The sequence below is a fragment of the Methylobacter sp. Wu8 genome (assembly GCF_036440755.1).
In the GTDB taxonomy this organism is placed as follows: domain Bacteria; phylum Pseudomonadota; class Gammaproteobacteria; order Methylococcales; family Methylomonadaceae; genus Methylobacter_A; species Methylobacter_A tundripaludum_A.
In genome coordinates this window covers 1-11,729 of record NZ_JAZGVT010000035.1, presented here as the reverse complement: position 1 = coordinate 11,729, position 11,729 = coordinate 1, and the positions used below count along the sequence as shown (strand labels likewise).

Sequence of the window (11,729 nt, the reverse complement as noted above, 5' to 3'; positions counted from 1 at the left end):
CGATCAATCAAACCTTAACCAAGGAGTTTTATAATGAACACAACTCATGAAGAATCACGTCCCCCGTTTCCGCCCTTTACCCGTGAAACGGCGGCCCAAAAAGTACGCATGGCCGAAGACGGCTGGAACGGCCGTAATCCTGAGAAAGTTGCCCTGGCCTATACCATCGACAGCCAATGGCGGAATCGCGCCGAGTTTCCGGCAGGCCGGGAGCAAATTATCGAGTTTCTTACCCGCAAATGGGCTACAGAGCATGAATACCGATTAATCAAGGAACTCTGGGCCTTTGAAGGCAACCACATTGCCGTCCGCTTTGCTTACGAGTGGCGTAATGACAACGACCAATGGTTTCGTTCTTACGGTAACGAGAACTGGGAATTCGACCAAAACGGTTTGATGCAACGGCGCTACGCAAGCATCAACGATTTGCCGATTAAGGAATCCGAGCGCAAATTCCATTGGCCGCTGGGCCGTCGTCCCGACGATCACCCTGGACTGAGCGATCTTGGGCTTTAAAACGCCGGATCCTCATTTGCTTGGATGCCAAGTCGGTTGAATTGAATATTTTGACAATTCAACCGACTTGGCATTTTGTTAGCGGGATGGATTCAAGTTCGAAGTGTTTAGCGTGTTCTCAGCATCAACCACGCATCCAGGCTTAAACGACCGGAACCGCTAAACAACAAAGAGGTGAGCATGAACAAGTACATTAACGGCAACTTGTAATTGCCGTAGCCTTGGTCGGTAATGGCGTAGCCTTGCCATAATTGCGCTACGGTGTGCCATTCGGCCGGCCAGTGAACAACGGCGATGGCAACGATGGTTAAAATAATCAGCGCAAAACTGAAAAAGCGCGTGGCCAAGCCTAAAATCAACGCAATCGGTGCGATGATCTCCAGTCCCATCGACAGCCCCCAGCTCAGATCGGGCGGCAATAAGTTAAACGGAAAAGGGAACGTTAAATCGGCAAACCAGTTTTCGCCGGAAACTTTCTCCAATCCGGCCTCCAAAAACTCATAAGCGATTAATAGCCGAAGCAACAGCGGTGCAAAACCGGCGGCATTAGTTTCAAACCAGCGTGATATTCTTTTGGAAAATTCAAATAATCCGTGCGGGGCGGAACATGTTTCACAGTTTGTTGAAGAGTGGGATTCGTTCATGATGTCAGCCAAAAATAGATTCAGGTTTTTACGCACCGAGCCAATTCCACCAACGGCTTTTGCCGGTGGACAAATACGGCGCGACATTTTCAATCAGTTGATTTAGCAACGGATAATCTATATCCGTCATTAAATCGGCGGGGCTGCCTTTTTTATGGCTGGGTTCAAGCTGTAAGGCATGGTCATGTTGTTCGGCCAAATGAAAGCCATTGCCAACCGGGCAATACACGGCATCGCCTGCTTTTTGCTCGCGTTTAACCACGACCACGGGCCCGCACATCGGGCAACTATGTAACGGAATACCGGCATCGCTGTGTCCGACTATAGCGTTTAATTCCCCGGCACGGCCCAAGGCTATAAACCGTTCACACAGTTTTTTGTCAAACTGCTTGCCTAAATTTATTTCGATTTGCTCCAATGCCGTCTCTATCGGCATACCGGCACGATACGGGCGGCTGCTGGTCTGCATCCGCCAAGCCGACCATTTTCGCCACCTGTGTGATTGTCCCTTCGGTAATACCGTTAGGATAGCCGCGCCCATCGATGCGTTCATGGTGACTCAGCACCGCATCATGAATAAGTCCGGTCAGCGGATGTCCATGTAACACGCGAACGCCAACTTCAGGGTGGTTTTTGATAATCGCGTATTCGGTATCGGTCAATTTATCCGTTTTGTTCAAAATAGCATCCGGTACGCCGACTTTGCCCAAATCATGTAAAAACCGCCTAATGCGGCAGTAGCGGCTTCTTTACGCGATAATCCGGCAGCCAACGCTAAACGCCCGGTCAACTGCGATACCCGCCATAAATGCCCGCCGGTATAAGCATCGCGCGCTTCAACCAGGAAAGCCATGGTGTAAAGCGTTTTCAAAAAATCATCGATTTTAGTTTTTGATAGCATGATAAAGCCCTAACCCTTTTTAACAACAACCCGATGATGCACAGTCCGCCTTATGGGCTGCGCCTTTAGTTTCCGCCGCAGGCCTTAATGCACCCGGAGCATGGCGCCAGTTTTGCGGCGTCTGTTCCTGCACGGGGGCAATGCCGATAAAGTAGTCGGCGTAAGCTCCGCTGGTCAGCAATTTACAATTGCGCTCACAGACTGCCATGCGTTGACCGCGATAAAAAACATGCCCTTCATCGTCATACACTTTAGAAAAAGGTCCGCGATAAATCACCGCATGACCTTTGTCCAGACAGGGTTCGGAAGATGGTTTGGTGGCGGTAATGGTGACCGAACGAAATTCAAGGCCTTCAACCACCTGCCAGGCAGTGCTTTCCCATTTGTCATAAAATTGAGCATATCGTCATTCATATCCACGCCGATGACTTTGCCGCTATCGCCGACCAATTGCGCCGCCATGTAGCAGATTTTGCCCGAGCCTGAACCCAAGTCCAGCACCACATCGCCTTTCTGCACATAACGCGAGGGATCGCCACAGCCGTAATCCTTGTCGATTATTTCCTGCGGCAATAACGCCAACAATTCACGGTCATAATCAACAGGGCAGCACAATTCGGGTTGCACAGCTTCCGCGCCTTCTGAATAACGCTGTAAAACGCCTGTTTCGATAGTCATCTCATCTCCAAAAATAAATAAAAATTCGTTTTACCTAGTTCCCACGCGCTGCGTCACCGCCATTAAGTTAAGCATTGTAGGAGCGGGCCGTGCCCGCGATGAAAGCGCTGCAACTCTGCAATCGTAGCCCAAATGTCGCGGGCGCGGCCCACTCCTACTTAATGGTAGAGGCTCTCGTTCCCACGGGCTCCGTGGGAATGCAGTCAAGGCGCGCTGCGCCGCGAATCACGTTCAACGTCTGGCGTATACGGGACGCAGCGCGTCCTGCACTGCGTTCCCACGCGGCGCGTGGGAACGAGAAAAACCAGCGTAAATAGCACAGCTTAACCTTAAGTTGGTAATCTAAATATCTCGTGTTTTTCGTGCCTTTCGTGGCCATTAAATCGCGCCCGAACAACTGCTGCCCTGCCCTGCGGTGCAGGCGTAGCAATGTTGCAAGGTGTTAATGGCTTTGCCCGTTAATTCGGATATTTGGCGAATATGGGTTTTGTTATCCGCCCCTAACGGCAGTTTCAGCATTTGATTAAAATCGCAATCATAAACCTTACCCTGCCAGTCAACGCTCAAGGTGTTTTTACACATCACCTTGTCCAAATTGGGGGCCTGAAAGTTGTTTTTGAGTAAGTTCATGTAATTATCAAATTGCCCCGTACTCAGTAAAACGCTGCCGAAACGCTGCACAGGCAGATTGGCGAGGGCGAATAAATGGTTAAACACAATGCCGAAATGCTCGTGCAAATGCTGTTTGTAATCGCGCTCAAGGGCTTGTTGCTCCGGCGGCAAGGTCGCGCCTTGCGGATTAAAAACCAGATTGAGCTGTAAATCGCTGCTCACTTGACCATAGCCCAGCGCATTCAGCTTTTGCAAAGCCGTTATGCTGGCATCGAACGTGCCTTTACCGCGCTGCTTATCGACGTTGTCTTTCAGGTAACAAGGCAAGGAAGCTACGATTTCAACCCGATTTTTTGCCAGAAAGCCTGCCAGCCATTCAAAACCGGGTTCCATTAAAATCACCAGATTACAGCGGTCGATGACTTTTAAGCCTCTGTCCAGGGCTTGCGTCACCAGATAGCGAAAATGCGGGTTCATTTCGGGTGCGCCGCCCGTTAAATCCAGCGTATGAATCGCATGACTGTCAATGAACGTTAAAATCTCATCCATCGTGGCTTTGTCCATTAATTCGGTGCGTTTCGGGCCGGCATTGACATGGCAATGCGTACAACTCAAATTGCATAAATAGCCCAGATTGACTTGCAGAATTTCAAGCTTGTTGCGGCTAATCGCGGGAAAATCGGAGTTTTTTAAATAGGGTAAGGAATCAAGCATAAAAACCTCAGTTAGTTTCTGCGCCAAGCGTGATAACGCTGAACCCACACCAATAATTTTTGCGGCGCGTGATTGCGTTTCCAAACTCCCGCAACATATTTGTTCGCCTCCGCCATCGTCGGGTAGATATGGATAGTTCCCAGCACTTTATTCAGCCCTAAACCGTGTTTCATCGCCAACACAAACTCGGCAATCAAATCGCCGGAATGTTCGCCAACAATCGTTACGCCCAGAATTTTATCTTTATTCGGAACGGTTAAGACTTTCACAAAACCATGCGCTTCACTATCGGCAATCGCCCTGTCCAAATCATCAATGCCGTAAATGCTGACCTCATAAGCAATGCCTTGTTCTTTGGCTTCCTGTTCATTCAAGCCGACTCTGGCGACTTCGGGATCGGTAAAGGTTGCCCACGGGATCACCGAATAATCGGTTTTAAATTTCTTGAAACAACCAAACAACGCATTGACCGCGGCGTACCAGGCTTGATGCGCGGCGGTATGGGTAAACTGGTAAGGGCCTGCGACATCGCCGCAAGCGTAGATGTTCGGGTAATTGGTTTCTTGAAAGGCGTTAACCAAAATGGTTCTACGTGGCGATAAGGCGATGCCCATTTCCTCAACGCCATAGCCTGAGATATTCGCTACGCGTCCAATCGCTAATAAAACTTCGTCGAAGGCAATACGGACTTCTTTGCCGTCATGTTCGGCGATCAGGATTTTCTCGCCATTTTCAACGATAAACTGCTTGGCTTTATGTTCGACTAAAACCTTAATGCCTTCCTTGCGAAATTTAGCCGTCACCAAAGCCGATACTTCGCTGTCTTCACGCATCATAATCCTTGGCAGCATTTCAACTTGGGTGACTTCAATCCCTAAGCGGGCAAAGGCTTGCGCCAACTCACAGCCAATAGGGCCGCCGCCTAACACCACTAAGCGTTTAGGTTTTTTGCGCAAATTCCAGACAGTATCCGAAGTCAGGTAACCGACATCATCCAAGCCGGGAATCGGCGGCACAAAAGGACGCGCGCCCGCGGCAATCACAATCGAGCGCGTGCTAAGGGTTTGCACGCCTGTTTCGGTAGTCACTTCCACTTGCCAAGGCGAAACGATTTTAGCCGTGCCGGTTAACACATTCACGCCTAATTCACTGTAACGCGCTATCGAATCATGCGGTTCAACGGCTTTAACGACATTTTGTACACGCTCCATCACCTCGGCAAACTCGAATTCCGCTTGAGCGCTCTTAATGCCGAATTCAGCCGAGCGGCTGACCTGCGATAAAAACTTGGCCGAACGGATTAACGCTTTAGACGGCACGCAGCCGGTATTTAAACAATCGCCGCCCATTTTATGTTTTTCAATCAGCGTGACTTTTGCCTTAACCGCAGCGGCAATATAAGACGTGACCAAGCCGCCGGAACCTGCACCGATAACGATTAAATTGTTATCGAAGTGTTTTGGCTTAAGCCATTTTTTAGCGACTGATTCAGACATCCGACTTCCTTTGTTGTTGAATAAATTCAATGGCTTTTTTTGCCATCAGTGGAAACACTCCCAACAACGCAAAAGACCCGACAACAAGGGGAGATAAAATGCCGGATAAAGACTCCAGCTTGCCCAGTTGCGTTCCTGCATTCACATACACCAGCGTTCCGGCCAACATGCCTACTTGGCTGACCCAGTAAAAAGTGCGGACCTTTATCGAGGTTAAGCCCATTAACAGGTTGATGACGAAAAAAGGAAATAACGGCACCAGTCGTAACGTGAATAGATAGAAAGCCCCATCCCGCGCAATGCCGTCATTGATCGCTTGCAAACGGTCGCCGAACCTGGCTTGGATACTGTCCTTAAACAAAAACCGCGCCGCTAAAAACGCCAGTGTCGCACCGATGGTCGAAGCGAAAGAAACGATCACCGTCCCCCAGAACAAACCGAATACCGCCCCGCCTGCCAAGGTTAAAATAGCCGCGCCGGGCAACGATAAACCGGTCACCGCAATATAAATCAGCCCATAAACCGCAATCGCCGGTATCGGATGGTCATCACGAAAAGCCGCGATACCGGCTTGTTGCGCTTTCAGCATCTCCAGCGTCAAATATTGCTGGCCGTTAAAGTGGAAAAAAGCGGCGATGGCGCCGGCAATCACCAGTAATAAGACAATTTTGGGTGTATTCATGTTGCTATTCCAAGGGCTATAAAAGTTATTCGCCGGCATTATTCAGCGACCAATCGTAGTCAATATCGGCTTTGATAGCGGATTTTGATAATCCGCTGCGATGTTGACGGATAAACGCCTCAATGCCGCCGACCGCTTTAAAATCGTTTTCAAACCAGTCGAAGATTTTTGAAACGTGGATGACTTTGCCGTCATCGTTCAAGCCCTTTTTGGCGTTGTTAAGAAATAATCCGCCTTGATCGTCTAACTGCGCATTAAGCTTGTCTGCGGTATAAGGTTCGGTGCGTAAATCGGGACAACTGACTGAAGCGCAGACAATGGCAAAATGAATGCGCGGTTCGCCCATCGGCCTTAACACCTCGTTTTCAATCGCATCCAGCGAGACTTCTTGTCCGCCAATCGCCCCCGCTGTTTTCTTCCAAACGGGACTTAGCACATTTCCCACGTCTTTAATGCTGTCTACAGGCCAATGATCCAGCACCATTTTCAACGCGAGAATGTTGTAGGCGTTGATATAGAACGCCAGTTTTTCTTCCCTATTCACCAATGTTGCAACGGGAAAGGTGTTGATGAGCCGATAAGCCGCTTCCAGTTGTCCCGATTTTTTCAAGGCTGAATAATCCACCAGATTAAGCGGGGTATCGTGTTTTTTACCGGCTTTGACCGTTTGTAAAGTTTCGGCGTACACGCTCCAGTCAGGCGAGGCGGCAAAAGCAGCGGCTGAGAGCATTAAATTCAGCGCCGCGGCAAGTAATAAGGATTCAGGAAAACGCATGATATATACCTTAGTTATTTATGTAAGATGCTATTAAGTCGCACGGGAAAGCGAAACCTTACAATTGTGCGGTGTTAAGTAACTTGAGCAAGTTTTATTTTTAAACCATGAAGAATCCGTAAATACAGGCGCTAAAAAAAGCCGCAATCGGCAAGGTTAATACCCATGACAACGCAATCCGGGAAGCTACGCCGACATTCGCTTGCCGGGTAATCGCGCCGATACCAAACACGGCACCGACCGAGACGTGCGTCGTTGATACCGGAACGCCTAATTGACTGGCGAAAATAACCAAAAAAGCGGTCACCAGGTTGGCGGAAAATCCTTGCCCATGATTCAGCGGGGTGATTTTTTTGCCCATCGTTTCCGCGATTTTGCGCGAATGCAATAAACCGCCTATCGCAATCGCGGAACCGACCAACAACAAGCCGGATTGCATTCCCAAGGCATGAGCGGACATTAAAATAGCCATGATTTTAGGCGTGTCATTCAGGCCCCGTGCAAAACAAACCGCCCCGGCACTCAGGTAATGAAAAACATCCAATAATTTTTGGCTGTTGATTTTCCAAACCGTGCCGACATAGCGCTGCCGACAGACAGCTTCGCTATCAATACTTGCTTCAATGCCGGTAACAGTGGTCATGGCAAAGCATGAATCAGGCCGCGGGATCGGGACGATGGTTTCCGTTTGTCCAACGCAGACGCAGTATTCTTTGTTTATGCCCGATTGAATGCGTACCGCTCTAAATACAAAATAAACCCCGGCGCCCAAGATAACCGCGATTAAGGGACTGACCAACAAAGGGATAAAAAAAGCCGAGCCCAACACGGAAAGATTAATCTCCGTACCGACCGCCATCAGTCCCGCACCCACTAAGGCTCCTGTTAAACCGTGAGTCGTGGAAATAGGAAAACCCTTTAAGGCGGCGACTAAAACCGTTATGCCTGCACCCGCTGATACGGCTAATAAAAATTCAGGCGAGAGTGCGACCGCATCGGGAACCAGGCCTTTACCCGAAAAACTTTTAAGCAGTTTTTCGGCTAAAAAAATGGAACAAACAGAACCGGCGAAAGCCGTTAGGGTTGCCCAACCGATAGCATTGCGGTAACTGCTCGTGCCGCTGCCGAACAAGGTGGCAACGCCTTTAAAATTATCATTTGCGCCGTTGGCATAAGCCAGGAAACAGGTAGCAATGATTAACAGGCTTAAAAAAATCATTTTAAATCCTCGTAAAAACTCGGTTTTTAACTTTATTTCCGCACGATAATCGTACATCCTGATCCTTTAACAGAAACAAGGCGATACATGCCGCCAGCATCGGCCACGCAGTGAAAAACAATAAATTCCCCGCTTCATAAGGCGATAAATATTGTTTGAATGAAGACAAAGTTGAAACGGCATGAAAAATTAACACGGCTCCGTAGCTGTATTTTTTATAAACACCGCACACAAATAACAACAGAACGATGAGTTCAACCGCCGCGAGTGCGTACATAAGCTCATGCCCCAAACCTGAGAGAAAATAAAACTTTTCATAAACTTTTGCGGCATGGCCGGGATTAACCAATTTATCCAGCGTCCACATAAGCATGACTAAAAACACACTTAATCTTAATAAAACCAGTGACAGTTCTAACTTTTGTTTTTGATTAATCATCCGCCGCCCTGCCCAAAATAGCGCCTTGCTGCATTAAATCCGCCAAAGCTGCAACGCCAAAAGTAAACAGCACGGACGGTTCAGGGTGTTGTAACTCGGCGGCGATTTGTTCTATTGCTTCGCGGACGGTGTAGCTGTCATCAGTGTTATGCAAAATGTCTACCAGCCGCGCCGTTGCAGGGTTTAATTCAATAAACTGCACGGCATCATCTCTATCCCGAAACCCTAAAATATGCGTTGCCTGTTCCGGGGGCGTAGCCGGTTGATAGTTTTCATCGATGCGCTGTACCGGATAGGCATAATTCAGTAATTGCAAGACCGGCGCGAAAACGGGGTGACATGCCAGCCAATCGTTAACCGCACTCTCGTGCTTAACAACGGGTTCGGCATCGGTAATCGCCAATATCAGCCCTACCCATTCGAAATGCGCCAATTCCAGCAAATAAGGCAGTCCGGTATGATCGACCCATTCAGTCTGCAAATACCGGATAAATTCATCGGGGATTTGCCGGTAATAAGGCGACCGGCAACGATGTTCGGCGATAAAGTCTTTCAGCAGCCGCTGCCAAGCCGTTTCACCCAAAATCGCATACGTTACGGGGAAGCAGGCAGTCAGGCTGTCGTTGAATTTGTTGTACAGCAAGTCAACATAAACCGCCGCATCCTGTTTGACAAAGCCCGAGGGCAAAGGCTGTTGCACGGGATTGCGCAAATGCGCTAAAAATTGCCGTTGTACCTGTCGAAAGGCCATCATGCGGTTTCCCGACCGGCTTGCACTGGCAAAAGAGGTAGCCACCCGGCGGCGCGAGGCGCAATGCCGTAGCCGTAATGCCGTTGCAAGTCGGCGATATGTCCGACTTCCGCCAACAAATCGGCTAACGGCGGTATGTTGAAATCCCGTTCCAATAAGGTCGGGAACACGCCGAAAGTCCGGTAAGCCAGTTCCAATAATTGCCAGACGGGGTCGCAAGCCGCTTGCCCGTGCGTATCGATAATCACTCCCGACTTATCTAAATCATGCCCCGCAACATGCCCGTAAACAATCCGCTCCCCGCACAGCCCGGTTAAAAATGCGGCGGCGTCGTAGTTGTGATTAAGGCTGTTGACGTAGATGTTGTTCACGTCCAAATGCAAGGGGCAATCGGCTTCCGTCAGCACCGCATTGATAAAGGCCAGCTCGTCCATTTCAGCTAACGGCGGCTTGACGTAGTAGGAGGCGTTTTCCAGCGCAATCGGGCGTTCAAGAATGTCTTGCGCAAGACAAATGCGTCCGGCGACATGGCGCACCGCTTCCCCGGTGAACGGGATCGGGTAGAGGTCGTAATGATGCCCCTCGTCGCTGCAAAAACTTAAGTGTTCGGTGTAGAGCACGAAGTTATGTTCATCGAGAAAGGCCTTCATGCGCCGCAAAAAAGCTATATCCAACGGCGCCGGGCCGCCTAAAGACAGCGACAGCCCATGCGCCACGAAGCTATGGCGTTCGGTATAGCCGCGAAAGATCTTGCCCAATCTGCCGCCTATATCTATCCAGTTTTCCGGCGACACTTCGAAAAAGTCAATCGTTCCGGGAACGCCCGATTCCAGCGCCGGTAAAAGCTCCCGTCGCAGCCCCAGCCCGGCGCCGTTAACAGCAAAAGTTTTCATCGTGCTTAGCCTATTGAACAAGCTTAGGTAGGGAAAATATCGGATTCGACCCGCAAACCGTCCAGCAGCTTGTTAAAGCCGCTGAATAAATCGACCACCGCCATAAGCTCCGTTATCTCGGCATCGCCTAGGCCCAATTTCTTAAGCACGGCGGTGTGCGCGTTGATGCAATATTCGCAACCGTTGACGGTAGAAACCGCGACAGCAATAATTTCCTTGGTTTTCCGGTCCAGTTTTCCCGGCCCCATGATGACTTTATAGCGATTCCAACTGGCTTCCAGATAGGCCGGGTTATTGGCCATCGCCTTGAACATGCCGGGGACGAAATCCATGCCGAATGTTTTCTTGATGTCGTTGTAAATGGATAAGACCGGTTCGGCGGCTTCAGCTTCATCGATTAAATTTATGTTTGCCATGTTTATTCCCGATATGGGTCAGATGCGATTACAGCTATCCCGATAATTTATCCCGCGTATGCAGGACGCGCACGGCGCGCCCTACAGCGTCTGAAACAGAAAAATTGCGGACGGCCATTAAATACCGCCTATGAATTACAGGCGGCTTTCTTTAGGGCTGCTACATTTTTCCGCTGCAACCGCCTTCTTTGATCTTGTCGCCGCATCCGCCTTCTTTCATTTTCTCTTCCGGCTTAGCAGCACCGCTGCAACCGCCCTCCTTCATTTTATTTTTGTTGCCGCCGCATTTGCCTTCGCCGCACTTGCCTTCTTTCAATTTGCCGCTGCAACCGCCTTCGTTCATTTTTTCGTCGGCTGCGGCAAGCTGTTGCGAAGTGTTGATGTTGGACATTGCAAACGGATTCTCACCGGCCTGAATGGCGGGAGACATGCTTAACAAAGAGGATGCAATCGCGCCGCCCAAGGTCAAAGATAAGGTTTTTTTATTCATATTGATTACTCCAAAAGTGATTGATGAATGTCAGGAAAGCTTTAACGGCATATGCTGTAAAACCTTCCTGCCTCATCAGTCGGGGGCAATCCGTATTCCTTACAAAAACTTTTTGGGATAACTGAATTTTTGTCGAACCATCGTCCAAACGGAGGATGATTTTGAAGTCTATGAGCCCCTAAAAACCATCATTGGCCACAGATTTCACAGATAAGAGGGGCCACCTTCGACACGCCTCAGGACAAACCTTTACTACATTTCCACACGGCGTATCACCGCTATTAAGTCAAGGAAACGCCATTAAAAGTTCTCGCCGAAGGGCGCGCCGTCTCGATGCTTGAAAAATCTTGGCGAGAAGGGCCGGCATATCACGGCGTTCATCCGTGGCTTAGGATCGTGCCTAAATTAATTTAGGCAATTACCATGAAGAGCATGAAGGACATGAAGACTTAAACCTTTCATGCCGCTTCATGTCCTTCATGGTTAAAAAATGAAAAATAAAA

15 protein-coding genes and 1 pseudogene are annotated in these 11,729 nt (G+C 49.3%); 1 reads left to right on the top strand and 15 read right to left on the bottom strand.

Features of this window, described 5'->3' with window-relative positions:
- Positions 1–33 precede the first annotated feature (33 nt).
- On the top strand, positions 34–516 hold the full coding sequence (locus V3O24_RS02315; protein WP_331306003.1) for a nuclear transport factor 2 family protein: 483 nt from the start codon (positions 34–36) through the stop codon (positions 514–516).
- A gap of 107 nt (positions 517–623) precedes the next feature.
- Here the strand turns inward: V3O24_RS02315 and V3O24_RS02310 are convergent, their stop codons facing one another.
- The 15 genes and pseudogenes from V3O24_RS02310 to V3O24_RS02240 all read right to left on the bottom strand — a co-directional run bounded on the left by V3O24_RS02310 (position 624) and on the right by V3O24_RS02240 (position 11,226).
- A complete protein-coding gene (locus V3O24_RS02310) occupies positions 624–1,160 on the bottom strand; it encodes a DoxX family protein (RefSeq protein WP_331306002.1) in 537 nt (178 codons plus the stop codon).
- Positions 1,161–1,188: 28 nt separating this feature from the next.
- Positions 1,189–1,629, bottom strand: coding sequence for a hypothetical protein (locus tag V3O24_RS02305; RefSeq protein WP_331306001.1), 441 nt, complete (start codon positions 1,627–1,629; stop codon positions 1,189–1,191).
- Positions 1,541–1,840 (bottom strand): HD domain-containing phosphohydrolase, encoded by a 300-nt coding sequence (locus V3O24_RS02300; protein ID WP_331306000.1) that lies wholly within the window; start codon positions 1,838–1,840, stop codon positions 1,541–1,543. The genes V3O24_RS02305 and V3O24_RS02300 overlap by 89 nt, the downstream gene beginning before the upstream one ends.
- Positions 1,837–2,061, bottom strand: coding sequence for a hypothetical protein (locus V3O24_RS02295; RefSeq protein ID WP_331305999.1), 225 nt, complete (start codon positions 2,059–2,061; stop codon positions 1,837–1,839). The genes V3O24_RS02300 and V3O24_RS02295 overlap by 4 nt, the downstream gene beginning before the upstream one ends.
- A gap of 19 nt (positions 2,062–2,080) precedes the next feature.
- Positions 2,081–2,269: a hypothetical protein gene (locus V3O24_RS02290; protein ID WP_331305998.1), complete on the bottom strand. Its 189-nt coding sequence runs from the start codon at positions 2,267–2,269 to the stop codon at positions 2,081–2,083.
- Between the two features lie 65 nt (positions 2,270–2,334).
- Positions 2,335–2,739: a methyltransferase domain-containing protein gene (locus tag V3O24_RS02285; protein ID WP_331305997.1), complete on the bottom strand. Its 405-nt coding sequence runs from the start codon at positions 2,737–2,739 to the stop codon at positions 2,335–2,337.
- Between the two features lie 378 nt (positions 2,740–3,117).
- Positions 3,118–4,065, bottom strand: a complete 948-nt coding sequence (arsS, locus tag V3O24_RS02280; RefSeq protein WP_331305996.1) for an arsenosugar biosynthesis radical SAM (seleno)protein ArsS — start codon at positions 4,063–4,065, stop codon at positions 3,118–3,120.
- An 11-nt stretch (positions 4,066–4,076) separates the two neighbouring features.
- Positions 4,077–6,243 (bottom strand): annotated as a pseudogene (lpdA, locus tag V3O24_RS02275) (dihydrolipoyl dehydrogenase).
- A gap of 25 nt (positions 6,244–6,268) precedes the next feature.
- A complete protein-coding gene (locus V3O24_RS02270) occupies positions 6,269–7,018 on the bottom strand; it encodes a DUF547 domain-containing protein (RefSeq protein ID WP_331305995.1) in 750 nt (249 codons plus the stop codon).
- 100 nt (positions 7,019–7,118) lie between these two features.
- Positions 7,119–8,237 (bottom strand): inorganic phosphate transporter, encoded by a 1,119-nt coding sequence (locus V3O24_RS02265; RefSeq protein ID WP_331305994.1) that lies wholly within the window; start codon positions 8,235–8,237, stop codon positions 7,119–7,121.
- A 1-nt stretch (position 8,238) separates the two neighbouring features.
- Positions 8,239–8,676 (bottom strand): hypothetical protein, encoded by a 438-nt coding sequence (locus V3O24_RS02260; protein ID WP_181049907.1) that lies wholly within the window; start codon positions 8,674–8,676, stop codon positions 8,239–8,241.
- Complete coding sequence (locus tag V3O24_RS02255; RefSeq protein ID WP_331305993.1) at positions 8,669–9,430, bottom strand: putative DNA-binding domain-containing protein; 762 nt, start codon at positions 9,428–9,430, stop codon at positions 8,669–8,671. Before V3O24_RS02255 ends, V3O24_RS02260 begins: the two co-directional genes overlap by 8 nt.
- The gene (locus V3O24_RS02250; RefSeq protein ID WP_331305992.1) at positions 9,427–10,320 is read right to left on the bottom strand and encodes a DUF692 domain-containing protein; all 894 of its coding nucleotides are present in this window, start codon (positions 10,318–10,320) and stop codon (positions 9,427–9,429) included. The genes V3O24_RS02255 and V3O24_RS02250 overlap by 4 nt, the downstream gene beginning before the upstream one ends.
- Positions 10,321–10,343: 23 nt before the next feature.
- Positions 10,344–10,736, bottom strand: coding sequence for a carboxymuconolactone decarboxylase family protein (locus V3O24_RS02245; RefSeq protein WP_104424477.1), 393 nt, complete (start codon positions 10,734–10,736; stop codon positions 10,344–10,346).
- 160 nt (positions 10,737–10,896) lie between these two features.
- On the bottom strand, positions 10,897–11,226 hold the full coding sequence (locus V3O24_RS02240; protein ID WP_331305991.1) for a hypothetical protein: 330 nt from the start codon (positions 11,224–11,226) through the stop codon (positions 10,897–10,899).
- Positions 11,227–11,729 lie beyond the last annotated feature (503 nt).